This is a genomic window from Rhizorhapis sp. SPR117 (assembly GCF_021742065.1).
The window spans coordinates 1-24,091 of sequence record NZ_JAKKIE010000001.1 but is presented as its reverse complement, the minus strand read 5'-3'; the positions used below and the strand labels follow the sequence as shown (position 1 = coordinate 24,091).

Annotated in this window: 25 protein-coding genes and 1 pseudogene; 10 read left to right on the top strand and 16 right to left on the bottom strand. The window is 63.0% G+C overall.

Features of this window, described 5'->3' with window-relative positions:
- Positions 1 to 104: 104 nt before the first annotated feature.
- The 3 genes from L3X40_RS00125 to L3X40_RS00115 all read right to left on the bottom strand — a co-directional run bounded on the left by L3X40_RS00125 (position 105) and on the right by L3X40_RS00115 (position 3,083).
- On the bottom strand, positions 105 to 521 hold the full coding sequence (locus tag L3X40_RS00125) for a response regulator (RefSeq protein ID WP_067105101.1): 417 nt from the start codon (positions 519 to 521) through the stop codon (positions 105 to 107).
- A gap of 86 nt (positions 522 to 607) precedes the next feature.
- Positions 608 to 1,222, bottom strand: a complete 615-nt coding sequence (locus L3X40_RS00120) for a response regulator transcription factor (RefSeq protein ID WP_065846096.1) — start codon at positions 1,220 to 1,222, stop codon at positions 608 to 610.
- Positions 1,215 to 3,083, bottom strand: a complete 1,869-nt coding sequence (locus L3X40_RS00115; protein ID WP_092958589.1) for a PAS domain-containing sensor histidine kinase — start codon at positions 3,081 to 3,083, stop codon at positions 1,215 to 1,217. The genes L3X40_RS00120 and L3X40_RS00115 overlap by 8 nt, the downstream gene beginning before the upstream one ends.
- A gap of 454 nt (positions 3,084 to 3,537) precedes the next feature.
- On the opposite strand from L3X40_RS00115, the gene L3X40_RS00110 reads away from it, so the two are divergent.
- Positions 3,538 to 4,794, top strand: a complete 1,257-nt coding sequence (locus L3X40_RS00110) for an MgtC/SapB family protein (RefSeq protein ID WP_065846098.1) — start codon at positions 3,538 to 3,540, stop codon at positions 4,792 to 4,794.
- Positions 4,795 to 4,796: 2 nt separating this feature from the next.
- On the opposite strand, the gene L3X40_RS00105 is transcribed toward L3X40_RS00110, so the two are convergent.
- Complete coding sequence (locus tag L3X40_RS00105; protein ID WP_237363748.1) at positions 4,797 to 4,973, bottom strand: hypothetical protein; 177 nt, start codon at positions 4,971 to 4,973, stop codon at positions 4,797 to 4,799.
- Between the two features lie 825 nt (positions 4,974 to 5,798).
- Between L3X40_RS00105 and L3X40_RS00100 the strand changes: the two genes are divergently transcribed.
- Positions 5,799 to 6,293, top strand: a complete 495-nt coding sequence (locus tag L3X40_RS00100) for an Hsp20/alpha crystallin family protein (protein ID WP_092958593.1) — start codon at positions 5,799 to 5,801, stop codon at positions 6,291 to 6,293.
- 7 nt (positions 6,294 to 6,300) lie between these two features.
- Positions 6,301 to 7,857, top strand: coding sequence for a bifunctional aminoglycoside phosphotransferase/ATP-binding protein (locus tag L3X40_RS00095; RefSeq protein WP_067105106.1), 1,557 nt, complete (start codon positions 6,301 to 6,303; stop codon positions 7,855 to 7,857).
- A 28-nt stretch (positions 7,858 to 7,885) separates the two neighbouring features.
- On the opposite strand, the gene L3X40_RS00090 is transcribed toward L3X40_RS00095, so the two are convergent.
- Positions 7,886 to 8,281, bottom strand: coding sequence for a cupin domain-containing protein (locus L3X40_RS00090; protein ID WP_067105107.1), 396 nt, complete (start codon positions 8,279 to 8,281; stop codon positions 7,886 to 7,888).
- 158 nt (positions 8,282 to 8,439) lie between these two features.
- On the opposite strand from L3X40_RS00090, the gene L3X40_RS00085 reads away from it, so the two are divergent.
- Both L3X40_RS00085 and L3X40_RS22270 read left to right on the top strand, forming a co-directional pair.
- Positions 8,440 to 9,450 (top strand): 2-hydroxyacid dehydrogenase, encoded by a 1,011-nt coding sequence (locus tag L3X40_RS00085; protein WP_065846102.1) that lies wholly within the window; start codon positions 8,440 to 8,442, stop codon positions 9,448 to 9,450.
- Positions 9,451 to 9,564: 114 nt separating this feature from the next.
- Positions 9,565 to 9,696: a hypothetical protein gene (locus L3X40_RS22270; protein WP_272907903.1), complete on the top strand. Its 132-nt coding sequence runs from the start codon at positions 9,565 to 9,567 to the stop codon at positions 9,694 to 9,696.
- Between the two features lie 233 nt (positions 9,697 to 9,929).
- Here L3X40_RS22270 and mobF read toward each other — a convergent pair whose 3' ends face one another.
- From mobF to L3X40_RS00070, 3 genes are read right to left on the bottom strand one after another with little or no spacing between them, the layout of a single operon-like run.
- Positions 9,930 to 12,962 carry a MobF family relaxase gene (mobF, locus tag L3X40_RS00080; RefSeq protein ID WP_092958597.1) on the bottom strand — a complete coding sequence of 1,011 codons (3,033 nt, stop codon included), beginning with the start codon at positions 12,960 to 12,962 and terminating at the stop codon, positions 9,930 to 9,932.
- A gap of 3 nt (positions 12,963 to 12,965) precedes the next feature.
- Positions 12,966 to 15,272, bottom strand: a complete 2,307-nt coding sequence (locus L3X40_RS00075) for a type IV secretion system DNA-binding domain-containing protein (RefSeq protein ID WP_092958599.1) — start codon at positions 15,270 to 15,272, stop codon at positions 12,966 to 12,968.
- Positions 15,262 to 15,552: a hypothetical protein gene (locus L3X40_RS00070; protein WP_067105111.1), complete on the bottom strand. Its 291-nt coding sequence runs from the start codon at positions 15,550 to 15,552 to the stop codon at positions 15,262 to 15,264. The genes L3X40_RS00075 and L3X40_RS00070 overlap by 11 nt, the downstream gene beginning before the upstream one ends.
- A gap of 494 nt (positions 15,553 to 16,046) precedes the next feature.
- Between L3X40_RS00070 and L3X40_RS00065 the strand changes: the two genes are divergently transcribed.
- Positions 16,047 to 16,265: a hypothetical protein gene (locus tag L3X40_RS00065; RefSeq protein ID WP_092958601.1), complete on the top strand. Its 219-nt coding sequence runs from the start codon at positions 16,047 to 16,049 to the stop codon at positions 16,263 to 16,265.
- A 120-nt stretch (positions 16,266 to 16,385) separates the two neighbouring features.
- On the opposite strand, the gene L3X40_RS00060 is transcribed toward L3X40_RS00065, so the two are convergent.
- Complete coding sequence (locus L3X40_RS00060; RefSeq protein ID WP_067105113.1) at positions 16,386 to 16,607, bottom strand: hypothetical protein; 222 nt, start codon at positions 16,605 to 16,607, stop codon at positions 16,386 to 16,388.
- A gap of 1,060 nt (positions 16,608 to 17,667) precedes the next feature.
- Between L3X40_RS00060 and L3X40_RS00055 the strand changes: the two genes are divergently transcribed.
- Positions 17,668 to 17,859 (top strand): hypothetical protein, encoded by a 192-nt coding sequence (locus L3X40_RS00055; RefSeq protein WP_067105115.1) that lies wholly within the window; start codon positions 17,668 to 17,670, stop codon positions 17,857 to 17,859.
- A gap of 14 nt (positions 17,860 to 17,873) precedes the next feature.
- Here the strand turns inward: L3X40_RS00055 and L3X40_RS00050 are convergent, their stop codons facing one another.
- Both L3X40_RS00050 and L3X40_RS00045 read right to left on the bottom strand, forming a co-directional pair.
- Positions 17,874 to 18,440, bottom strand: coding sequence for a hypothetical protein (locus tag L3X40_RS00050; RefSeq protein WP_067105116.1), 567 nt, complete (start codon positions 18,438 to 18,440; stop codon positions 17,874 to 17,876).
- 189 nt (positions 18,441 to 18,629) lie between these two features.
- Complete coding sequence (locus L3X40_RS00045; RefSeq protein ID WP_067105117.1) at positions 18,630 to 19,628, bottom strand: DUF2493 domain-containing protein; 999 nt, start codon at positions 19,626 to 19,628, stop codon at positions 18,630 to 18,632.
- Between the two features lie 524 nt (positions 19,629 to 20,152).
- On the opposite strand from L3X40_RS00045, the gene L3X40_RS00040 reads away from it, so the two are divergent.
- Positions 20,153 to 20,653, top strand: a complete 501-nt coding sequence (locus L3X40_RS00040) for a hypothetical protein (protein WP_067105118.1) — start codon at positions 20,153 to 20,155, stop codon at positions 20,651 to 20,653.
- Between the two features lie 36 nt (positions 20,654 to 20,689).
- Here L3X40_RS00040 and L3X40_RS00035 read toward each other — a convergent pair whose 3' ends face one another.
- From L3X40_RS00035 to L3X40_RS00025, 3 genes are read right to left on the bottom strand one after another with little or no spacing between them, the layout of a single operon-like run.
- Positions 20,690 to 21,292, bottom strand: a complete 603-nt coding sequence (locus tag L3X40_RS00035) for a hypothetical protein (protein WP_067105119.1) — start codon at positions 21,290 to 21,292, stop codon at positions 20,690 to 20,692.
- Positions 21,293 to 21,327: 35 nt separating this feature from the next.
- Positions 21,328 to 21,657, bottom strand: coding sequence for a hypothetical protein (locus L3X40_RS00030; RefSeq protein ID WP_092958605.1), 330 nt, complete (start codon positions 21,655 to 21,657; stop codon positions 21,328 to 21,330).
- Positions 21,658 to 21,717: 60 nt separating this feature from the next.
- On the bottom strand, positions 21,718 to 22,047 hold the full coding sequence (locus tag L3X40_RS00025) for a single-stranded DNA-binding protein (protein WP_067105121.1): 330 nt from the start codon (positions 22,045 to 22,047) through the stop codon (positions 21,718 to 21,720).
- 331 nt (positions 22,048 to 22,378) lie between these two features.
- Between L3X40_RS00025 and L3X40_RS00020 the strand changes: the two genes are divergently transcribed.
- Positions 22,379 to 22,648 carry a hypothetical protein gene (locus L3X40_RS00020; RefSeq protein WP_092958607.1) on the top strand — a complete coding sequence of 90 codons (270 nt, stop codon included), beginning with the start codon at positions 22,379 to 22,381 and terminating at the stop codon, positions 22,646 to 22,648.
- 434 nt (positions 22,649 to 23,082) lie between these two features.
- On the top strand, positions 23,083 to 23,475 hold the full coding sequence (locus L3X40_RS00015; RefSeq protein ID WP_082796853.1) for a DUF2147 domain-containing protein: 393 nt from the start codon (positions 23,083 to 23,085) through the stop codon (positions 23,473 to 23,475).
- 35 nt (positions 23,476 to 23,510) lie between these two features.
- Here the strand turns inward: L3X40_RS00015 and L3X40_RS00010 are convergent, their stop codons facing one another.
- Both L3X40_RS00010 and L3X40_RS00005 read right to left on the bottom strand, forming a co-directional pair.
- Entirely contained in the window at positions 23,511 to 23,738 is a 228-nt protein-coding gene (locus L3X40_RS00010; RefSeq protein WP_067105124.1) for a hypothetical protein, read from the bottom strand.
- A 117-nt stretch (positions 23,739 to 23,855) separates the two neighbouring features.
- Positions 23,856 to 24,091, bottom strand: a pseudogene (locus tag L3X40_RS00005) (DUF736 domain-containing protein); the annotation flags it as partial.

The following is a 24,091-nucleotide window of genomic DNA, read 5'->3' as shown; positions in this document are numbered from 1 at the left end:
GCCCTGCGACCAAGTCCGCGCGGGCTGAGGCTCAGCAAATGAGGGAAATCTCGAAGCATCAGACCATCATCTCCAGCCGTCTGTTGGCACAAAGGCAAGCGCGATCAGGAATGGGCGGTTGCCTCGCCCGCACCTGTCAATCGAGCAACGGTCGCGCCGAGCACATGTTCGCGAAAGGGCTTCTCGAGGACCTGGCTGAAACCATGCGCGAGGGCTCGCTCGGTGAGATCAGCCGATGGAAAGGCGGTGATGAGCACCGCTGGACCGGACCAACCTCTTTCCCTCAGATGGCAGAGCACCTCGATCCCATCGGTTTCCTCCAGCCTGTAGTCCGCGATAAAGCAGCAGGCGTCGCGGGCGGCCGGATCGGCAAGCAGCGCGGCCCCGGCTGCGTAGGCCCGAACATCGAAACCCCGGGCACGAAACAGAAGCTGTAACGATCGGCGAACCCCGGCATCATCCTCCACCAGGAGGAGCCGTGGACGTTCCTGCATCTGGGATGCAATTCTCTCACTTGTCATGACACACCATCAAATCCAGCGACCATGCTGATTGATTGGGAATGTCAGGAAATCGGCGACGGGTCGCTACGTAAGTGTCCGAACCCTTAGCCGGTCACGCCCGCGGAAAATGCGATGCGAAGGGCTTCCGACAGGCTGCGAACACCGAGCTTGGTCATCAAATTGGCGCGATGGACTTCTACCGTGCGCGGCGAAATGCCGAGATCAAAAGCGATGGATTTGTTCGGCAAGCCCTGGGCCAGGCCCTTGAGGACGTCCTGCTCGCGCGCAGAGAGTCCCGCGATGAGGATAGTCGCATCGGCCGCCCGGCCCGCCCTGCCTTCGGCATCGGCAAGGCGCTCAAAGGCGGTTTCGATGGCCGTGATCAGCACTGCCTTCTCGAACGGCTTTTCCAGGAAATCGACCGCCCCGGCCTTCATCGCTTGAACGGCGATCGTGACATCGCCATGACCGGTCAGAACGATGACGGGCATGGATATGCCACGCGCGTTCAATTCCTGCTGGACTTCCAGGCCATCCATCTCGGGCATGCGGACATCAAGCAGGATACAACCCTGCTCGGCTTGCTTGAGTTTCTTGAGAAATTCCACGCCGGAAACCCACGGCGTCACCGAAAAACCCGATTTCTTCAGCATGAAACCAGTCGAGCGGCGGATCGAGTCCTCGTCATCGACTATGTGAACAACACGCTTTTCATCCATCCAGCTTCTCCGCCTCCGTCCTTATCAAAGTAAAATGGAACTGTGTACCGCCCCCTTGTGCTGGCTCCATCCAAATGCGGCCGCCATTGGCCTCGACGATAGTTCGACAAATCGAAAGACCAAGCCCCATGCCTTCCGCTTTCGTGCTCACGAACGCCTTGAAGAGCTGGGCTGCGACGTCAGGCGCCACGCCAGGCCCGGTGTCAGCCACCGTCACGCGAACAAATCCCGGCTGATCGGGCGCCGTCCGGATCGTGAGAAGACGGCAGGTCGCCGTGCTCATCGCGTCCACCGCGTTACGGATGAGGTTGACCAGGACTTGCTGGATCTGGATCTTGTCGACCAGCACGCTCGCTGCGTCGTGATCAATATCGATCCGGGTTCCGATCGACTTCTCCCCGGCGCCCATCAACCCGAAAGCCGCGGACTCGTTGATCAGGTCCGGCAAGCTCTCGACAGTCTTTTCGACCTCGCCGCGAGAAACGAAATCCCGCAGGCGACGAACAATGTTGCCGGCCCGCATGGCTTCTGCGGCGGCATCCTCCAGCGCCTCGATGATTTCGGGCAGTTCGTCGGGATCCGGCTCGGCCAGCAAATCGCGCACGGCTTCAACATAGTTCGCAACCGCTGTGATCGGCTGGTTGAGTTCGTGAGCAAGGGTCGACGCCATGGTTCCCATCGCGCTGACCCGGGCGACGTGGATAAGCTCAGATTGAAGCTCCTCAAGCCGCTCCTGCGTCCGGTGACGGTCCGTCAGGTCGCGGATGAAGCCGGTGAAGACGCGTTCGCCGTCGCCGGTTGCCTCGCCCACCGACAGTTCCATCGGGAATGTGGTCCCGTCCTTGCGCATCGCGAAGATCACCCGGCCGATGCCGATGATCCGGCGTTCACCCGTCGTGAGGTAGCGCTCGAGATAGCCGTCATGGCGCTCGCGATAAGGCGAGGGCATGAGCATGCTGACATTGGCTCCCAGGACTTCGGTCTGTGTGTAACCGAAGAGACGCTCGGCCGCAGCGCTGAAGGACAACATTTTTCCCCGTTCGTCGATGACGATCATCGCATCGGGAACAGTCGACAGGATGGAGCGAAGATGCGACTCGCTGTTGCGCAGGGCGCTTTCGGCAGCGCGCTGGTCGGTAATGTCGCGGACGACGATGGCAAAGCCGCGGACCGTTCCGTCCGGGTTCTTCAACGCCGTAATCGCAATGTGAGCGAGAAATTCGCTGCCGTCCTTGCGGACGCGCCAGTCGTCCATCTCTATCTTGCCGCGCGTAACCGCCTCTGCACGGATCGCTGCCGGCTTGCCGGCGGCCACGGCGTCATCGGGATAGAAGAGGTCCGCCGGTTTGCCGATCATTTCCGCGGCGGTCCAGCCCTTCAGTCGCTGGGCACCCTCGTTCCAGATCGTAACGTTCCCGTCCGGATCGAGCATGTAGATGGCGTAGTCCTGCGCGCCGTCGATCAGGAGGTTCAGCTCTTCGGCGAGGATAACCGCGCTGTCGGCGAGTTCGCGCGTGACCGTGACGGTACGGTGGTGATTGCGCCACAGGAGGAACATCACGAAGAGAAAAATCACGACAGCCATCTGCTGGCTGGCTGTGGTGGGCCAGCCGTCGATGACGACTAGCGACGCAAGGGTTATCAGCGTGACGCTCGAGATCACGAACAGGTGAGGTCGGAGCGCCACGAGCACCATACCCGCAACGCCCAGAGTCACAAAATAGTGAACGCGCTCATCAACGTGCTCGGCGAGCTGCTCGCGGGTCACGAAAGCGATGATGACGATCGCGAGACCTGCGAGAGCCGCCGTTATGAGCTGAGTGCGGATAGGGCGGTTGGCGAGCAGCGTTGCAGCGGCCAATGCCCGCGAAAAGGCGCCCTTCCGCTCCGATGACCGGCTGATGTCCGGGATTGCTTCATCTCCTTGCCTTGGTGAAAGGAACCGCACCGCGCTGATCTCCCCCCCTTTTTTCGTCCCTTTTTCTATCAATCGAGCCCAAATTGAGCCATCGAAAGTTACGAGGCCCAGGGTCGGGGGAGTTGCGATGGGTCGTCGTCAGCTCTGCTGAGGTTCTGAATTCAGGTCCTCCACCGACAATTGGAACAAATGCGGATTCCCTTGGCCACCGCTGGTAGCTAGACCCCTTGCGTGGATCGTCGACGAATCCGAACGATCAATAGACAAGGATACCCTGTGGCGCCGCATTGGTTCATTCGGCAAGTTTGGGAAGGGTTGGATGCGGAGGCAGGCCAATCCGTGCGCCCCGCCATGCGTCATTCGGTCAACCTGTGTCTGACACGGCAAGTCTGTGAACATGCCTGACATGGAATTGCTGCGTACCCTGGCGGCTTCTCTTGCAATCGGGATCCTGATCGGCATCGAGCGGGGCTGGCGGCAGCGGGATGCGAACGACGGAAGCCGAGTGAGCGGACTCAGGACATTTGGTCTGCTTGGCCTCACTGGCGGGCTCGCCGGGCACGTCCCGGATCTTCTGGCCGCCGCCATTGCGCTCGCTGCGCTGTCGAGCCTGGTCCTCGGCTATCGCAGCGCCCTCGCACGCGAGGGGAGCCTTTCGGTGACCAATACCCTGGTCGGCATCGTCACCTTCGCGCTGGGTTACATGGCCGCCAAGGGCCAGGTCAGCGAGGCGCTGGCGGTCGCAGCCGTGACGACACTGCTTCTCACGCTGCGGGCACAGGCCCACGCCATGCTCAAAGGCATGACGGCACAGGAAGTCGATTCGATCGCGCGCTTTGCACTGGTGGCGCTTGTGATCCTGCCGTTGCTCCCGGACCGAAATCTCGGTCCCTATGATGCCTGGAACCCCCGCCAGATCTGGATGGTGGTGGTCGTGGTCCTCGGCCTCTCCTTTGCTGGTTATGTCGCGACCCGTCGGCTGGGGTCTGGAAAGGGGATCATGATAACCGCGTTGTGTGGATCTCTTGTGTCCTCAACGGCCGTGACCGTGACTTATGCACAGCGATTGCGCCAGAAGGACGGACCGGAAGCGCCACTTATAGCAGGTATCGCGCTTGCATCGCTGGTGATGTTTGTCCGTGTCCAGTTGCTGTCGATCACCCTCATCCCCTACGCAGCCCGTTCGCTGGCTCTGGCCATGGTCCCCGCGTTCATTGTCGGCGGATTGACGACATTGCTTGCGCTTCGCGCGCGCAATGCAGAGGCAAGCGCCAGCGAGGTGAAGCTCGGCAACCCGCTCGATTTTGGACCCGCGCTGCTGCTTGCGGGACTGGTGGCGGTGATGGCCATCCCAGCCCGCTGGGCGCTCGAACAGTTCGGCGACCAGGGCATCATCGTCGTGTTGGGTCTGACCGGCATGTGGGATGTCGATGCGGCAGTCCTCACCCTCGCGGGGATGCCCAAGGATATTCTCGACGGAACAACGGCAGGCCTGGTGCTGGCGGTCCCCGTACTCGCAAACACAGCATTGAAGGGCGTTCTGGCGCTCGGGATCGCCGGACCGCGCCAACAGGGCTGGAAGGCGTCCGCCCCCTTGTTCGCCTCGGTGCTCGCCTCAGGCGTCGGCATCGCGGCGCTTCTCTCGCTCAGATAGAATTAGGCGCTGGCAGGATATTCCTCCGGCCGCACACCCGGCACGAAATCAGGCTGGCTTGGGATGATTTCAGGGGCATTCGGCATGGGCGTTTCCCGAGGCTGTGGAGGCACGGGGGTCTCGGGCGGGGCCGAAGGCTCGATAATGTCGGGCTTGGGTTCACCACGTTGCGTATCCATGCGGGCGTTGCTCCTTGTTGGCTGACCACGCTGCGCATTTCCACGCCGCCCACGGCGCACATGCACCGGAACTTGCCTTCCTGCTGGCTCATCCCTTTTCCCGTGTCGGCAACGGTAACCCATAACCGGCGTCCGGCGCGCTTGGCTCGCACAATGATGCGCCCCCCGGTTGCGAGGGCGGTGCGCGCATTGGCGACAAGCTCGACAAGCGCTGCATCAAGGGCCGACGCATCAAACCTGACGAGAGGCTTCGCCGCTGAGTCCCTTATTACAACCTGCGCTCCGTCGCCGGTTTGAGCGTCGAGAAGCAATTGCAGCGCCTCCAGATGCTGGTTGAGGTCGAACGGACGAACCATCGGAATGATTTCCCTGGCAGGCAGAGCGGTCATCAAAGCACCTCTGCGGCGCGCTGTTCCCGAGGTCGTATCGAGGAGCATACGATGCTTCTCGGGAGAAGCACTGTCCTCAAGCACATGGCGTGCCGAACTGACGATTCCGAATAATCGCTGAGGTCATGGATATTCTCTCGCTCCGCGATCGCGGAGCGCGCCCCTTGAGCGTGCGCCCTTCGATCCTTGTGACTTTGTCACTGAGGGCAGGCTCGCGTGAATTGGGAAAGTTACGTAGCGGGTTGCATGAGCAAGCAGGCATGTGGCGTTACCATGCGCGGCCTCCGTAGATTTCCGAATAGAGGCGCCGTGGCCAAGGATATTATTTTCGCTACACTCGAGAGCCGGTTGATGGAGCAACGGTTCGTGTCGTTCTACGGCAAACTTGTTTCTGCCGATCGCTGGCCTTCGGGTTCCCGTTCGAAGGAGATGCGCAATGACTAATCAGGTTCCAATTTCCGGGTCAAAAGGAACTCCTGTCAGCCAGCCTCGGGACCGTCCGATGGATTGGCTACGTGGCGAGATAGACCGGCTGTTCGAGGATTTCGGCCGACCCGCATCGAGCATTTTCAGCTTCGGCAATCGATCGCCGGCAGCGCCCGTTCCAGCCGTCGAACTGGTGGATGACGACAAGGCCTATCGCTTAACCGCCGAGCTGCCTGGCCTCAGCGAGCAGGATATCGCGGTCAGCATCGCCGACGGCGTGCTCGATATCTCTGGCGAGAAGAAGGAGGAGAGCGAACGCAAGGACAAGGGTTACCTGTACAGCGAGCGCCGCTATGGTTCATTCCACCGGCAGGTCTCACTGCCGAGTGATGTCGATCAGAACGGGATCACCGCCCAGTTCAAGGATGGTATCCTGACCGTGACCCTGGCCAAGGACGAGAACGTGCCTGCACGCAGTCGCAAGATCGAGATCGGCAAGGCATAGACCGCAGATGACGGCGTCGGCAGGACCGATCGGCGAGACCGAACAGCAGGCCGATGTCGTCACCTTCCTGGAGACGCCGGGCGCCCTCGCGCCTGGCGAAACCGCGCGCCGGATCGATACACATGCGGCGCACATATTCCTGGCCGGCAATCGCGCCTGGAAGCTCAAGCGAGCCGTCCATTACGACTATCTCGACTTTTCGAGTCCGGACAAACGTCATGCCGCGCTGGACACAGAACTGACGCTCAACCGCAGGACGGCGCCATCGCTCTATCTTGCGGTTCGCCCCATTTCCCGGGATGGCACTGGCAAGCTGAACCTGAACGGGCAGGGAGACACCGTCGACTGGCTCCTCGAAATGGTACGCTTTGCTGACGGGGCCCTGCTCGAGGAAGTTGCCGCCCGCGGCGAGTTGGATGATCGGCTGGTCACAAAGCTCGCCGATCAGATCAAAGCATTTCATAACGATGCCGAGCAATACCGCGCGCAGTCAGGGCGCGATCATATCGCGGCAGTAATCTCGGGAAATCGGGCGAGCATGGCGCGCTTTGGCGAGATATTGCCGGCTGCGACCGCAAGCAGTTTGGTGGAGCGACAAAGGGAACAGGCCAAGTGCCATGCCGAACTGCTGGATGCCCGTGCCCGACAGGGACGCGTCAGGCACGCACATGGCGACCTGCATCTCGCGAACATCGCGGTGATCGACGATGAGCCCGTCTTGTTCGATTGCCTCGAGTTCGATCCGACGCTTGCGACGACCGATGTGCTGTATGACCTCGCCTTTCTCCTGATGGACCTTTGGGCGCGCGGGTTTCAAGCTCAGGCGAATCTTCTGCTGAACCGCTACCTGGACGTTTCTCCGCAAGATGAGCCGGGCATAGCGCTCATGCCCTTGTTTCTTTCCATCCGCGCGACCATCCGGGCTCATGCATTGGCAGCACAAGCCGTAGCGTCGCCGGATTTGGACCTCGCGGCCAAGGCTCTGCATTATCTCGCGCTCGCCGATGATCTGCTCGCCCCCGTGTCGCCGCGCCTCGTGGCGATCGGAGGGCTTTCCGGAACCGGAAAGTCGACCATCGCCAAGCTGGTGGCTCCTTGCCTGGGGCGGGCTCCCGGCGCCAGAATTCTAAGGTCGGACGTCTTGCGCAAGCGGTTGGCGGGCGTGCCGCCGGAAACCCCGCTTCCCAGAGCCTCATACACCTCGATAGCGAGTGCGGCAGTTTATGGTGAGTTGGAACGATTGGCCAGCCACACCCTGCAAGCGGGGCAAGCCGCGATAGCGGACGCGGTCTTTGCAAGGCCCGAGGAACGCGATGCGATCAGTCAGGTCGCACGGCGCCAGGGCGTTCCATTCGAGGGTATCTGGCTCGAGGCTTCGCCTGATCTATTGAAGCAACGGATCACAGCGCGCGCGAACGATGCCTCGGACGCCGATGCCGCCGTGGCCGAAGCGCAGGCGCACTATGACATTGGCGGCGTTGACTGGCACAAGGTGCGAGCGGACGGCGCACGCGAGGTTGTCGCTGGCAAAGTACGTACGATCCTGGTCGGAGAAGATCGTTGATCGTCTGAGTCGGGCCCAACGGGTCCGTTTATTCCGTCGTCCGGCCGTCGAAATGCTCCTGCGCTGCCTCGGCATCGGCTTTCGTGCGATGGATCGTACCGTCGATGTGCTCCGGCGGTCCATAGATGGTGTAGAGTTGCAGCAGCTTGTCGCCGGTGTTGACGATGTTGTGCTGAGCCCCAGCGGGAACGATGATGCCATCATCGCCCTTGATGGCCGTGCAGACGCCATCGATGAGAACCTCGCCGCTACCCTTCTCAACCCGAAAGAACTGGTCACGATCATCGTGTGTTTCGAGCCCGATTTCCTCGCCGGGCTTTAGCGCCATGAGCACGAGTTGCAGATTTCGGCCCGTGTAGAGAACCCGGCGAAAGTCCTCATTGTCCTCGGTCAGATTTTCGATGTCGCCGATGAATCCCTGCATTGTGATGTCCTTCCTGATCCGCCCGCCAGATTCGCCCCAGAGGGTGATCCTGCTGACGGATTATGACAAAGTGTGGTGATGCTTGCCCCGGAACGACATAACTGTCTGTTCGGGATCATACGTAGGCCACGCGCACTGCGGCCAGGAGAAGTTGGAAGATGGACGTCGCCGTTTTTAGCACCCGTAGCTATGATCGGGAGTTTCTCGATCTGGCCAACGCGGCTGCCGGAAATTCGCACACCTTGCGTTATTTCGACGCCAGCCTCTCGGAGCAGACGGTGGCGCTGACGGCGGGATCGGGTGCGATCTGCGCCTTCGTCAACGACCGACTCGATCAAAACATACTCGCCGCGCTTCACAGCCAAGGCACGAGACTGGTTGCCTTGCGATGCGCCGGTTTCAATCATGTCGATCTCGAAGCGGCTGAGGCGCTGGAGATCGCCGTCGCGCGCGTGCCGGCCTATTCCCCCGAAGCAATCGCCGAACATACCGTCGCGCTCATCCTGTCGCTCAACCGCAAGCTGCACCGGGCGTATGTCCGGGTCCGGGAGGGGAACTTCGCGTTGGATGGCCTGCTTGGGTTCAATCTCGGCAACCGAACGGTCGGGATCGTGGGAACTGGCCGCATTGGCGCGGTCGTGGCCAATATCCTTCAAGGGTTCGGATGCACGCTCTTGGCCTTCGACCCAGTCCCGGATGAGATCCTCGAGCAACGGGGCGTGACCTACGTGCCATTCCCCGAGCTGATGGAACGATCCGACATCGTAACCATCCATTGTCCGCTCACGCCGCAAACGCATCATCTGATCGATGCAAATTCGCTCAAACTGATCCGCGAGGGTGCGATGCTGATCAATACGAGCCGGGGAGCCGTCGTGGATACCCGCGCCGTCATCGCCGGACTGAAATCGGGAAGGATCGGGGCGCTGGGCCTCGATGTCTATGAAGAAGAAGGGGATCTCTTCTTCCGAGACCTGTCGGAAACCATGCTGCAGGATGATGTTTTCGCGCGCCTCCTGACATTCCCGAATGTCCTCATCACAGGCCATCAGGGCTTTTTCACGCGCGAAGCGATGACCGCCATCGCCGAGACCACAATCCACAACATTTCGAGCTTCGAAGAGACCGGCCGGGCAGCGCATCAGATCGGAACGGAACTCCTGGCCTGAGCATCGATGGGCGGAGGATACAGCGCGCCCTCCGCCCTTTCCTTCGTATTATTCCCAATAGGTCCACATCCAGCACTGGTCGAAACTGCGTCGACGAGGAAGGACGCAGTTATCATGTACATTCTCCCCGCGACTGACGCCCACAAGCACCGCCCCACGCAATCTCAGCTACGCGTCGGGATCGGGCTGGCGCTTCTGTTCGTGACGCTGGGAACGCAGCTGATCTGGGCGCTCGCCATCTACTGACCGCCATCCTGCACGGGCGTCCGCCAGCGTTTCGGCGATCGAGAGCGGAGCGGCGAATGCTAAGCTCGACTTCGTTGCCCTTGCGCGCGATGTGAACATCGCGCGGATCGATATCGTTGCGGCGGGCGTAGTCGTCGGCCGCCTTCTCACTGCCGAACCTGCCGGCATCCTCGAATTCCCATCCCATGGCACTTCTCCTTCATTGCGGCCGACACCATGCCGGCGGCTTCATGCTACAAATCGAGACCCAGGCTTCGCTCCGGAAGCGGCGGCAGCACGTCGCCGCGATCAGGCTTCACGTAAGGGGGCCGCTGCGGATCCTTCGTCGCCGGCGCCGCACCGTCCGGCAATGGCGGCAGATCGCCCGGCAGCGGCGGGAGGTCGGAGAGATCGACCCCATCGATCGGTCCCGGATCAAACTTCTCGCGTGGACCCGGCCCCTTCTTCCCATCGATGTCGAGCCGGCCGAGCGTCTCAAGCGCGGAAGTCTTGTTGCCGGGGTTCATGTCGAGCTGACGCTCGAGTTTCTCCCGGTCATCGACGACCATCGTGAGTTCGTCGCGGACGCGGGTGACACCGACATTGAAGAGGCGCTGGTTCGAGAGGTTGCGCTCGTGCGACGACATGACGGTGATCGCCTTGTCGGTGGTGATCCCCTGCGCCATGTGCATGTTGAGGCTGTAGGCGAGGTCGAGCCGAGAGAGCATCGGATCGCCCAGATCAAGCGTGAGGCGACTACGGTCGGCGGTCTCGACCGTGACGCCGGCGGCATCGATGCCGATCACGCGCGCGAGCGCCGCATTGAGCAATCCGCGCTCCTTGTCGTTGGCGGTCCAGCGGATGCGATCGCCTTCGCGCAGGTGCAGATCCTTCTTCTCGGAAAGCTGAAGCCGGTCGCGCTGCTCGGTTGGCGACAGCCTCTGCGGGTCGAAACGGATTTTGCGGCGGCCGTCCGCAAGCTCGACCTTTCCGTTCGCATGCACCTTCAGCACATCGTAGCGTCCACCTCGAATGCCGACATCCTGGGCGCCGCCCCGGCCGACGTCGAGCGTCTGGCCAACCCGATAGGTCGAGGCGTAGCGCAGCTCTTCGCGCGTCGTATTGACCCTTTCGTAGACGGTGAGCTGGATGTGCTCCCCCTTCACGCTGCCCTCAGCGACCAGCCCGTCCTGAATGCGCTGATTGATCACCGCGCGCGCGTCGCGGCCCGACGCAAAGACGGCGGTCGCGTCGCGCTCCGGTTGCGACAGCGCGAGCCACATGTCGGCTGCAGAGACGGCAGGCTCGGCACTCTCGATGACCCGGTCGCCGAGGACCTTCATGGCCGCACTCGCCTTTCCGATATTGGCGAGCGCGGCAACCGTGCGCAGCTGGTCGGTCCGTTGACGGATATTCTCGTCCATCTTCATCAGGGTGCCGCCCCCCGCCTGGATCATGGCAAAAGCCTTGCCCGCGTCGATCGAGGAGAGCTGCTGGCGGTCGCCGACCAGCACGAGCTTGTCCACGCCCAGCGCCGCGCTGATCCGGTGGAGCTTGAGCATGTCATTGCTCGAGACCATCGAGGTCTCGTCGACCACCAGCATGGTGCCGGCGAAATTATCCCGCGCCGTCTCGTACCGAGGCGTCGAGCGCTCGGCGATAAAGCGCTCATGGGCGAGCACGAAGGAGGCAATCGTCTGCGCCTTGATACCCGCTCCTTCGGCCAGATCCGCGACCATCTTGTTCTGGAAAGCGAGACCGGTGATCGTCCGGCCTTCCGCTTCCGCCACCCGCGCGACAGCCTGCAGCATGGTCGACTTACCGGCACCCGCGACGCCCTGAACAGAGACGGTGCGATCGGCTGATGACAGGATCAGCGACGCGGCTGCAAGCTGGCCCGGATTGAGGGGACGATCTGAAGCCTCCTGCAGCCGCACCGGTGCGGTGTCAGCGGCGATGATCGGATTGGCAGTGCCCTTCCCTTCCTCGACTGAAGTGAGGATCCGCTCCTCGGTTCGCAAGGCTTCCTGCGTGGTCGCCATGCGCCCGGTCCGATCCGCGGCGGTCGCGATCCCGGGAATGAGCTGGCGGTTCTGAACCAGCCGGTCGATCCGCCGCTCGATGCTTTCGACGGTAACACCCTTCAGACCAAGGTCGAGCGCGGTCTTGCCGAGCTTGTGGACAGGCCAAGCCGCCTCGCGTTCGGACAATATGCGCACCGCCGAGGCGACAGCGAGTTGCGTACGCGCTTCCGCCGGTGACTTAACCGCGCGCGCGAGCGCATTGTCGACCAGCGGATCGTGCGGACGGAGCAACGCACCCACCCGGTTACGGGCACCGTCAATAGCCTCGACGATCGCGCAATAGCCGCGTTCGAGCGCGCTGTCAGGTTGCGCGATCCCTGCGCGGGCCTCGGCCGCGGCGACCAGCCCTTTGCCGTCGAACCCGAGCGCGGCCGCGCGGTCGACCCAGCTTTGCTTCAGAGCTTCCCGATCTTCCACATCAAGCTTGGGATCACGCGACCGTTTTGTGATCTCGCGCAAGCCTTCGGGCGACTTGACGCCAAGCTGCGTGGCGCGGTCGAGGATTTCCTCGCGGCGCTGGCTGAACTCGCCGATGACCGACTTGGGCACCCCCGATATCTCGAAGGTGCCATGCTTACCCTTGAGATCAATCCCGTAACCGAGCTGCTCGAGTCCTGTACGCAGATAGGCATGATAGACAGAGCCGATGATACTGTTGTGGCTCCACAGCTTGTCCCCATGGAGCGCCTGCCATTTGCCGTCGGCCATGCGGGTCAGATTGGCAATGACGGCGTGGATATGTCCCTGCGGATCGAGGGCCCGGCTCGTGTCGTGCTGGAATAGGGCATAGACAAGGTTACCAGTCTGGACTGGCACCTTGCGTCCCTCGACATCCTTGCGCCCTTCAGCGAGGTTCTTTTCGACCCAGGCCATCGTCTTCTGGACTGCCGCCATGTTCGCACCAAGGATGCGCTTGTCGCCGGCCACATAGGCCATGACCGATGCCGATTTTGGCATCGAGAAGGTGAGGTCGAAGCCGGCGCGGCGATTTTCGACCTGAGCGACCGCTTCCCCGTCCGGCAGGATCCCGTTCAGTATGCCTTCGAAGGCATCCTTTGCCACCTCGCCAGCCAGACCAAGACTATCCGCCCCCTCCCCAGCCCACGCGCTGATCTCTGACGAACCTTCGACCGTATAATAGTCGTCCTTCGCGAAATAGTTCGCGGCGCCTGATGCGGAGCGGACGGCGGCGACCGACAGCATGGGTTAGATGCCCATATCCATGCCGTCATCGTCGCGGCCGGGATGGAAGGCCTGGCGCAATTCAACCAGTGTCTGGTCCTCAACCTGGGGTGCGCGAGCCCCCTCGCCCGGTCGCTCGTCCCGCTCCTCCCTGTCGCGGGTCACGACCGACTGCTCCTCCCCGGCACCGCGTATCGCCTGCGCTTTGTCGGCGGCATGGACTGCGGGACTCATTTGATCGCCCCGATCCTCGAGCCGCTGCGCCGCGTGCCGGGCCGCCGCGTCTTCGCTCTCCGCCTCTGCCGAGAGAATCCGGGCCGCCATGTCCTTGGCGAGATTGCCGGTCTCGGCAACCTCCTCCACTATCTGGCCAGCACCATCACGCCCGCCGGCCTCCCCTGCCCCGTCCTCCTCGAACGCCTCTTCTCCGCGCCTCGACCGGACGGGCTGAACATCGGACCTGGGCATGAAGCCCTGGGCGATCTGCGGATAGTCTTTCCATTCGAGAAGAATGCGCGCGGCGGGGAAGCCATCGGGGAACTTCGCGAACCCGTGCATCGATGGCAGATTGGTGATGTCGTCGGCAATGACGAGCGGCTCGACCTGCTTGCGCGGGGTCAAGGTCGAAGCATCGCGCGTGTTGTTATAGCCATAGCTATAAGCTTCATCCATCTGGCGGACCTCGCGATTGCCGATATAGCGCGCGCACTGCTCGGCGGTGTCCAGATCGGCTGTCGCAAGGATGAGCTTCGAGCGGGCAAGCGAGGCGAGATTGCGGGCGCCTTGCTCGCCATAGACCTCGACAAGTTTCTCGAAGCTGTGGATACCGAGGATCATCGCGCCGCCGAAGGCACGCGCGGTCTGAAGACCATTCTCGATCGCCGGCAATTTGTGGAGGGCGCCGAGCTCATCGAACATGAACCAGGTGCGCAGGGAGCGCGTACGGGGGAGCGTCATGAGGCGGTTGATGGCAAGGTCCATCCAGAGGGTCAGCAGCGCCCGGTTCATCGGCAGATCGACATAGTTCGAGGTGACGAACAGGATCGATCCAGGCTTCTTCTCGTCGGTGATCCAGTCGCGGATCGAAAAGGGTTCACCCTCGTCTGGCAGGAAGCGGAGCGCCTGTGCATTGGTGTTGAAGACGGCGCGGATGGATTCCGCCATGCGCGCGGCTTCCGGCGCGGTCAGCGGGTCCGCGATGGTGTTCGCAAGGAAGCGGTGCACACGCTTCAGGTCCGCCGTCATCAGGTTCTCGGACAGCGCGAGATTGCTGGTTTGTCCGCGTTCCTGGAGACGGATGCACATCTCGATGAAGAGGGTGCGCGCGGCGAGCGCCCAGAAGGGTTCGGAGGATCCGCCATCGGAGGGGATGAGCGCGGCCGCCGCGGCCGTGAACTCGCTATGCGTGCGGCAGTCATTGAAGATCGACCAGGCCGGGCAGCGCACGTCCATCGGGTTCAGGATCGTGTCGCGCGCCGGATCGTAGAAGGCTTCGACATAGGCGCCGGTCAGGTCGAAGATAACGGCAGTGTCCTGGCGCTTGCGCATCTGGGTCACAAGGCTGCGCAGTTCGGTCGTCTTGCCCGATCCGGTCGTGCCGATCAGCATGACATGCGACTGCTCGGTGCGGTGCGGAAAGGGGATGCCGGCGAGCGTATAGGGATGGTGGATACCGCCCTCTTTTCGCGTGCGGAAAGGAAGGCGGAGGACCTGGCCGGGCGACAGGCTGGGAAAGCTGACCTTCGCCTCCTCTTCGAACTTCTCCAGATTGTGCTGACTGATCTCGGCGTGGAGGATGTCCCGGTCGACGAGCATCGCTCCGCGCTCATGCCGTTCCTGAAGGATCGAACGCCCGCGCCGATGGGAGAGGTCCACGAACCAGATGGCCACCGGGATGGTGATGAAGACGGAGACGAGGAACGCGCCGAGCAGGCCGCGCATCGCGATCGCCCAGGCCTTGATGACCTCGGGAATATAGGGGACCGCCTGCATCACCGTTCGCATGATTTCGCCGGTCGGCAGTGTGACGTTGACGCGCTTGTTCGGATCAAGATCGATCCAGTTCCACAGGGTCGCGTAGAGCTTCATCACGACAAGCTGGAAGCCATGCTCATCGAGTTGGATCGACATGATGATGAACCAGGCGGCCGCGAAGGCGAAGAACCACAGGATGAAGGGCAGCTTCGCGCCCGAAAACCACATCATCATCTCATGTGTGATGAGCTGGCTGCCGCGGGTAAAATTGCCGGCGTTGCGCTGGACATTGCCGCGCGCGCTATGATGGGTCAGCGGGATCGCTTCGCCGCTCGTGCGGATGTCCTTACGCGCCATGATATTGCTCCAGGCGCCGGTCGGTCTCCGCGAGAATGCGGTCGCGATATTCAGGGAATTGCTCGCGGATGATGATGTCGAGCGCGAGCTGCTGGAACTCGCTGATCCGGGCGATCCGACGCTGGCTGAAGGTCAGCAGCCCGGCGGACGCCAGGAAGGCGTCCACGGCCGTGCGCAAGAGGTCGGACGGGGTGCAGCCGCGCTCGGAAGCGATCTCGACGAGGCGATCATATTTGCGCCGGTCGAGGCGGACCGTGCAGTGCTTGTTGGGGGTCGTCAAAACCAGGCCTCCTAGCAGGGAGGCTGGTGGGGTCTCAGAAACCGTTGCCGCTTATAGCCTATTCCCGCCGGGCGGGCAAGAAAGTCGGGCTGCCACCTTCGGGTGTGTTCTCCCGTAACACGCTGAAATGGCGGAAACTCACGCATCTCCCGATGCCTGATTGTCCGTCCCACAGCGGCCCACACCCTTCCTTCCGCGCAAATCCTTGAAATCGCCTAAGTTCCATGCACCTTCAGGTGCGTTCGGTGTGCACTCTGTACCAGGAACGACCCCCTACCCCGGGGCGTCTGGTGACGCGAATGATCTGGTGTGGGAAACGCCTCCGGCGGGGCGCCAGGCCGTCCTTTGGACGGACGACGCGCGCGACTTGCGAACCGCGTTTTGCGGATCGTATGGGCGGTGGTTCGATTTTCGATGCAGGGTTCCCGCAGCGTTGTTCCCGGCATATAGTCGAAGGGTTCATAGCCCGATCAGCCTGAACGAAGAGGGCCAATATGGCACGCACATTGGAGCAGGAACGGGCAGCGATCGAGACAGAGGCCCGCAAGCTGGAAGAGAGGCGCAGAAGCCTCGCTGACAGGGAGAGGGAGCAAGCAATCCAGACGATCGAAAAGGGAGGCCTGCTGAAGCTTGAGCCAGGTCAATTGGCCCGGCTGGTCGGACGTATCAAGTTCCTGGGTATAGCCGAGGTGGAAAAGCGCCTGACGGCCTAACCAGCCCCCGCCGCGACCCTTTGTCGCGGCACGGACATGGGGGGTTCGATGCCCCCCATGTCCGTATTCCCTCGCAACAAAAAAAGGGAGAGGCGACGGGCGCCCCTCCCTTTTGTCGTTTCAGAACTCGTCGGGCATCCCGCCCCGTGCCGTGTAGACGATCCGGTCGATCATCGGCTGACCCAATGCGCCATAATCCCCTTCATCTATGGCGAGGTAGCCCAGCTCATCGTCCTGGATGACATGCTGGTCGAAGTAGCTGTGAAGGGCCCGGCGCTCTGCGCACGCAACTGCGGCGAAGTAGGCGGCATTGTCGGCAGCGGCGTTCGAGATGATCTGCATGTTAGGCTCCTGTCTGTCTTGAATGACAGGATCAGGCGCGTCGGGCGGCCGAGGCCGGGTCAAGGATCGCGAAGCGACCGCGAAGCGGCGGTGGGGGTCACGATTTTCTTCGGCGGCCACCGGCATCGGCAGGGAAGCGCCAGGCTCGATCTGCCGAAGAAAATGGTGCGGCCCCGCCGTCCTTGAGGCGGTCTCGGTCGTCTGACATCATGGGAAGACTGTGAGAGATTTTTCCTCTCGTGGAGTGGTGTCCGGCAAGGCGTAGCGGCGTGCGGACCGAAGGGGCCGTGCGGCACGCGAGCGAGCCGGGATATAGAGCTGGCGGCGCAAGAAAAGGGACCGAGCGCAAAGCCCGGCCCCGGTTGCCGTCAGGGATGACGACCACAGTGGCAGCAGTCCTCCTCAATGCCGCTGAAGGAGCATAGCCCAGGTCCGGAACCCGCCCGCGCCTCGTCGGTATCTTCGATGTAGCCATGATGGTTGGCAATCGCGATGGCGTGGCGGTCAGGGACGGCCCGGCCGCCGCGGAGCGGGCAGCGGGGGAACCGATTTTGCCGTCGCGAAGCGGAGCGGAGCGGGCAAAATTGGGCGGACCGCTGATCCTTGACGGCCGATGGACACCCAGCGTCATGCTTCGGCGATGAAGCCCATCTGATGCCGAGATGTGAGAGCGCGCGGCTTTGCCCCCGAACCCCTTCAGGGCGTTCCGGGTTAACCGCAAAGCACTGTGCCGGAACGGGCACGACGGTCTTGCTGCAAGGCTATCGAAACGCGTCAGCTCAAGCCTTGGCTTGGTGCGAATGGTGGTCTGTGATAGGGGCCTGACTGCGCTGCAAAGCGGCAGCGCCGGGACTGGTAATCCCGTCGAGAACGGCAACTCGGTGTGATCTTCACGCCGGGGTGCCTGCGCATATGTCCAGGTGCCCCGGCACTAAAAGCGTAGGCGCATGTCTCGACGTGTTACCAGCCCCGGCTCCCGCGCCCAGCGCGCGGGAGTAACCGGGTGCCGCATGTCCCCCATACTACCCGCCACCGCGTCATGACATGTGCCGGAGGGGATATGATCGATCGGATCGAGGATGGGTCGAAGGCCGATCTGAGCGTGCAACGGGCTCTCGCGATCGTGCTGATGCGGGAGGTCTTGCCATTGCTCGATACGCTCGGAGAGAATGTCGCGGCAGGACATCTTCAGGTGGCGATCGACACGGTCCTGGGTGAGGCAGCGAGCTTCCCCACGGAAGGCTCCTGCTGATCCATCACGGCGTGTCAGGCCCAGGCGAGACGCGCGTCGCCAGACTCGGTCGCGCTCGCCAACAGGCGTTCAATCCGGGGAAGGTAATGGTCGACGCCGCGTTCGGCCGCGCGGGCCGGAGTGTCCGGATCGGCGAGCCGGTTCCGGACCTGTTCGAGCGGAATTTCGCCGACGCTGTCCGTGGCCATGCCGAGCGCTTCGAGTAACGCATAGGCGTTGCCATAAGCGAGATCGAGTTCCAGTCCGCAGTCAGACGTAAGGGCGACGCGCATCGTGATTTCGGCTGTGCTGGCGCAATGATGGATCGAGATGCGCCGCCCCCGGAACTGGGCTTCCTCGACGACGCTGATCACCGCCGGATCATGGTCGAAAACGCCGGTCACCGCGGCGAGCGCCAGCGGGCAGACGCGGGCCTCGAAGCTGTCGCCGATGACCTCGTCGGGTTCGATAAGCGCAAGGCCCATATGGTCGCCCTCGGCGCGCAGATAGCGGCGGAGCGCGGCAAGCTGGCGGGCGGTGATCACGGCGACGGGAGCGGGCGTATCGTCGGCGGGAAGCGCGATACGAAAGAGGATGGACATGATTTTGTCTCCTTGGAAAAATCACCTCTTTCCACCCCCTTTTCTCTGGAATTGCCGCGCGCCGCCGACGGTCGCCGGAGAGGTTATTGCCCTGCGGCGCGCGGGGGTTCGATGCCCCCGAGCGCCGCTTGTCTCGCGAAAAAAGGAAAGAGAGGCCCCGGCGGATGCCGGAGCCTCTCGAGAGTGAATTCAGGCGCTGCGCTGCTGACGCTGCGGTGCCGGACGCTGAGCTTGGCTGTCGAGCTTCACCACGTGCAGCGGGACACCCGACTGGCGGAGTTTCTGGGCGAGGTTCATCTGGATGCCTGACCCTTCGCAAATCACCGCTTCGACCGGCTTGAGGGCGAGCAGGCGATCGTTGCGGACGAACGCGGCCTTCGCTCCCAGGCGTCGGTCGAGCCGGAACAGGATGACCTTCACGCCGCGTGCTGCCGCCCAGGCCTGGGCAATGGCATCGCAGCCTTTGGTCTGGGCCGTGGTGGCGAGGATCATCTCGGGAACGCGGGCCTTGATCGAGTCGAGACCGCGCCACAGCATCTCGTGATCGTCCCAGATCTGCCCGCCCGAGAAGGCGACGACAGGCCCTTCAGGGGCGAACTGTTCACGGCGCTCGCGCGCCCGCTCGGCAAGATAGTTGCGGGCGTCGATCATCGACGCGGTGACCCCCCGCGATACCCGGCTGCCGCGCGTCGGGGAGTAGGGACGGCCGGTCTCGACGCGATAGACTTCGGCGGCATGGTCGCGCATGCATTCCATGGCGTCGCGGCATCCTTGCAGTGTCTGGCAGAGCAGCTGCGCTTCTTCGAGTTGCGAGGCGTAGATTTCGCTAGGATCGAAGGTCCGCGCGAGATCGCCAAGTTCCTTGGCTGCGTCATCTTCGCGGTCGTTGATCCGCTTGGCCACGACATGGAAGCTGTTGACGAAGCCCCAGGCGAGGTCGGACGCGAAGGCCTCGAGGCGAGTATCGCGAAACACATCGAACAGTGTCGCCATCACCATCTCGACAGCAGCGCGGGCTTGCTCCGGATCGGGCATCTCGAGCTGTTCGGTTTCATCGACGGGGGAGAGCTTGGCGCGCTCGTCATGCTCCATGAAAGCGCCCTCGTAGATCGAGCTGCGATCCTGATTTCCGGTTTCTGCGGCGATGAAGCTGGCAAGGTCTGCGAAATTTGCGAAAGACTTGTTCATGTGAGCCTCCATGGCATGTTGATGTCTCATCTCCTCGGATGAGACCTGACTCAGGGCATGCGGCGGTCAGGGAGGTCAGGGACGTTAACCGGGAAGCCGGCCGCCGGCCGGACCCGGGTTAACGCCGCGTCAGCGGGGAGTGGGGGAGCCGATTTTGTCGGTGTTGCCGGGACGCGCAGCGGAGCGGCGGCGGCGTCAAAATTGGGGGAACCGCTCATCCTGAAGGACCGCCAACCCCGCATGCCACACTAAAAGGACACAAGAGAGGAATAGGGGTGTACAAACCTCACAGTGGGGACCCGCGCCAAGCGGGATCGTGACCCGGCAGGGCGGAGACGAGGCGAACGCCTTGGCTCCGTGAGCTTTGCCGGGGGTCGCGCGCCAGCGCGAACGGCGGCTTAGCGAATAGAGCCCCGGTCCCGTCCTGAGCGCGGCGAAGGGCGGGATGCGCCACCACCCCTGCTCCTGCATAACAAGGTAAGGCGCTTGAGAAGTCTCCGAAATATGCCCTGGAACCCGCTGCCATGCACGGGGGTTCAGCTTCCTATCCTGGCGAAATAGCGACGGCGGCGCAGATCAAATTGCTCGCCGATGAATATCGCGGCGGCGCGCACGATCTCTTGAGCCGAGGCCGCAAGGGCCAGCCCTCGAGCTGGGCACCGGCCTGCATGAGCCCCATCCATGCGATCGAACTCTATCTCAATGCGCTGCTGCTCCATAAGGGCCATGCCCCCGCCGAGATCCGAGGCTATCAACATGATCTGGCCAAGCGCGCCGGACTGGCGGCGGCAAAGGCGCTTCGCTTGCGCCAGCGCACGCTTCATCATCTCGGCTCCTTGAGCGCTGGACGGGAATATCGCGCCACCCGGTGCGGGCCCGAGCTGGGCGGCAACTGGACCCAGCTCAACCGCTTGACGGCAACACTGGACGAAGTGAGCGCAAAGGTCGGCGCGGCCATCGAGCCAGCCCCGCGGGTCGCGCTTCCAGCTTCGCTATCCGTACTTTCGCAGGCATCCGGCGCGTGACGGGAGCACGGCCCGGATGTGCGGCGTTGGCACGGATCAGGTCGGCCCGATCCACTCCGTCGCCGGTCGCCACCCGATGATGTCGCCGCCGCTGTCGGCAACCGCGTCGTTCGAGATATCGCGCCATGGCGAGCGCGGCCGATAGGTCGGCATATAACGCGCGGTCAGCAGTTCGAAGGTACAGCATGTGTAGCCACTGACGCGGATGGCGAGCACCGGTTCATTCTCGGGCGGCAGGATGCCAAGGGCCGCGATGAACCCCGCGGGAACAGGGTGAAGGGTCGCATCGATCATCGTGCGCGCCAGACGGCATTCCAGTTCGCCCGCTTCGGCGCCCCAGGGATGGGCATCGATGTCGAACAGCTTTGCGTCATTATGCGCAGGGACGAGGGAGAATTCTCCGGCCCAGCAGCGGCTCTCGGGATTAAGGGCAGCGACGTCGCAGACAAGGCCGGGATCTCCGGTCTCGGCCCGAAGCCAGCCGGCGAGGGCCGGCGTGAGCCGGCCCGAGAGCTTGCGCGCGCGCAAAGGCATCGCGTCCAGTTGAGGGAAATCGACAAGCCACCAGGCGAGGCGATGATGCAGGATGACCCCATAGCTGTGTACCGCATCGCGGGCGGAGGGCATGGGCTGGTTCATGGGCGAGGTCCTTGTGACGAGAGGGCGGCGGCGGGTCAGTGGACTGACCCGTCATGTGCGAAAATGGCGTCGGGGTTGATCAGCTGGTGTTCGCTGGCAACGAGCGACCAGGCGGCGGCGAGGTCGTCATAATATTCGCAATCGACGATCGCATCGGCGCTGGCCTCGCCGAACTGGGCTTCCTCGAAGGCGCGGGTGTGCGCGGCGTCGGCAGCATCGGTGATCGCATCGGCGAGGCGCGCGGCGATCTCGTAGCGGTTGAGAGTGTCTGCGACCCGGCGGATGCGGGCGACCATGGCGGGGTTGGTGATTTCGATGCCGTGGCCGATCCCGGCGATCTCATCAAAGCTTGCGAGCGTGAACATGGACGGTCTCCATATCTGAAGGATGGAGGGCGGCCGCATGCGACCGCCCCGGGAAGGCGGTCAGAGGAATTCGATTTCCTCGGCGACGATGTCGGTGTTGTAGTAAGTGCGTCCGTCGCGCTCGTTGCGGCTGTAGCGGATCTCGCCGACGACCATCAGCTTGTCGCCCTTCTTCTTGTGGTTGGCGACCGACTTGCCGAGGCCGTTGAAGGCCTTGACGGTGTGGAACTCGTCATAGGTCTCGGTGTAGCCGTTCTCGTCCTTCTGGATCTGGCCGTCCTTGATGACCGGCTTCGATGTGACGAGGGAGAAGCTGACGCCGCCCTTGCTGTCCGTACCGAAGCGGCTGATGTCCGAGGTGATGCGTCCCGAGAGAAAAACCTTGTTCATGGCTGAGTGCCTTTCGCAATTCCGCCAGCGGGCCGATCCCGCTGGGATGGACAATCGCGAAAGCCCGGGATTGAGGGGCTGCCGCACCCGAGCGTGAGCGAGGGGGAACCTCGATTTTTCGAGTGGTGCGGGCGGAGGCCGAAGGCCGACAACACGGTCGTAAAATCGCGGGTTGCGGCAGTCCCGCACGGGCGTAGCGTTCATCCCGTCAAGCGGGTCGCCCCCTGGTGGAGTCTCGATCGGTCACGCCTGGACAAAGTGTCTGCGCGACTACGGGCCGTCACCGGGCGAATGCCGATGGTTTGCGCCAGAACGCACGGCGACACGCGGCATGCTGGCACATGGTCTGATGGTCATGGACGCTCTGGGTCGGATGCGACCTGCGGTGTCGAGACTGACGGGTTCCCTCCTCGCGCCGATGGATGGCGAAAAGGGCCAGCCACAAGAAGAAAATGCGGACGGCACAGAGGTGGAGGACCGCGGCCGTGACGGCTCGATGGATGCGATAGCGCACGCGTGTCGATTGCCGGGCGATGCGCCGATCCTGTTGCCCGAGGCCAAGACGCTCGTAGGCGCACTACCGGCGGGGCAGCCTTGGTGACGTGGCGCTGAAGAAGCGGTTGACCAGCATCCTCCACAGTCCGCGGTCGGACCGATCCGGGAGCGTCGTGCCGCGTTGAGCAATGATCCGGATTCGATCATGGATATTCTGCGGACGGGAAATCACCGAACAGACAAAGGACGAGGTCATTACCGGCCTGGGATTATTCGGCTGTGAGAGTCCGGTCAGGCGGGTCCTCACAGGTTTGCGGAACAGGAACTACGGCGCCGTCTAGCCCGAACCGGGCAAGGACTTACGGGTTGGTACAGGCGGATTGATGAAAGGCAGTCTGGCGCGAGGCCGCAACGTCATGCACAAGACATGTTCTGGCGGCATGCATAAGCGTCAGCAAAGGCAATCGCGCAAATCCCGGCAGGGAGGGAGGGCGCCAGATCATGAGTGACAAGGTGTCTGGGCGAGTGAAATGGAAAAGAATGGCGGTGCTCGCAGCCTTGGCGGCATCGTCGACGGCAGCGGCCAATACACCCGAGCGATCGTTCGGGGTCTGGTCGAACCCCAAGGGCAGCGTCCATGTGCGCGCCGAGCCTTGTGGTGACCGGATGTGCGGTATCGTGGTCTGGGCCAATGACAAGGCGAAGGCGGATGCCGCGCGTGGCGGATCGCCGCAGCTGGTCGGGGTGACCCTGTTCCGCGACTTCGAGCGCAGCCGGCCCGATGTGTGGCGGGGACGGGTGTTTGTCCCCGACATCGGGAAGACCTTCACGGGAACGATCAGCGTGATCGACGCCGCGCATCTCGAGGGCAAAGGATGCCTGCTTGGACGGATCGGATGCCGATCTCAGGTCTGGACCCGGATTGCCGATTGACGATCTATAACCCCACTGATGTAGAAGACCCGCATTCAGCTTTCTTCTGCAAGCCGCTCCTCAAGATGGTCGACAAGGAGCCAGGCATCGGCAAGGTCCAAGCTAAGCTGCTCGTCCGCCATTGACGTTTCGCGCACGAACCCGGGGTCGAAAGCCTCCCAATCAAGTGCCTCCAGAAAGGCTTCGCGCCGCTCGGAAAAGCGCACGAGGGTTGCGTGGCTGTGGCGGGCGCGGTCGAGACGAGCCGCAATCGTCAGGGGCATGAAGCATCTCCGATCAGGGTAGACAGAAAACAGGGCCCGCTTCGCCGGGGAGCGAAACGAGCCCTGTCACCCCGCGTCGGGGGCTCGGGACGCGGGATCAGGTGCGGGCGGTGCCCGTCACTCGACCGGTTCGGGAGTCCGCTGGCGGCGGCCGCCTTCCTGCGGTTCCTCGCCGAAACCATGCTCTGCCGACGACTGGCCGAGGCCGGCCTCGGCCCCTTGCGCGGGCGCGCCGGCGGTGTCGCCTTCACCGGGCAGCGGCGGCAGTGCGTCGTCGGCCTTGGGCGCCATCTCCGAGGCAAGGTCGCGCCGGCGCGTCGGTCGCGACCAGACCACATTGTAGCTGCCGTCCT